The sequence below is a fragment of the Actinocorallia lasiicapitis genome (assembly GCF_054778695.1).
Map to the genome: position 1 here is coordinate 1 of NZ_BAAGZI010000940.1, position 519 is coordinate 519.

Genomic DNA, 519 nt, shown 5'->3' on the forward strand with positions numbered 1-519 from the left:
GGTGCGGCGGGATCGGTGGAGCGGGCCGCGTCGGCGATGCCGCGCAGCAGCCGGACGGCCGCGGCGGGCCACGGGTCGCCGCGCCAGGTCAACACCATCACCAGCCCGATCACCGCGCAGCCGACGAGGTTCTCGACCAGCCGGAACCTGAAGAAATCGCCCTGCTCGCCGAGGCCGCCGTACAGCAGCCCGACGGCCGTGGCGACGAAGAAGCACGTCCAGCCGTAGCCGACGGCCATCGCCAGGATGCCGGGCAGAATGCACAGCAGGCCGAGCACGAGCTGCAGGACACGATGGTCGGCGGTCGGCGGCACGAGCAGCCCGGCGAGGACACAGCCGGCGACCGTCCCGGCGAGGCGGCCGCGCAACCGGCCCGTGATCCCGCCGCTGGGCGTCGCGAGGATCATGACGGCCGCGAACACCGACCAGTAGATCTTCCCGATCCCGAACAGCGCCGACGCCGCGCCGGTCAGCAGGCACGCCAGGCCGAGGCGGAGCGCGCGCCGCGCGGTCGGGTCG

General features: G+C 74.2%; 1 protein-coding gene. It reads right to left on the reverse strand.

Annotated features, from left to right (window positions below):
- Positions 1–519: FUSC family protein (locus ACYVE7_RS35600; RefSeq protein ID WP_460371129.1), on the reverse strand; the 519-nt coding region annotated here is incomplete at both ends.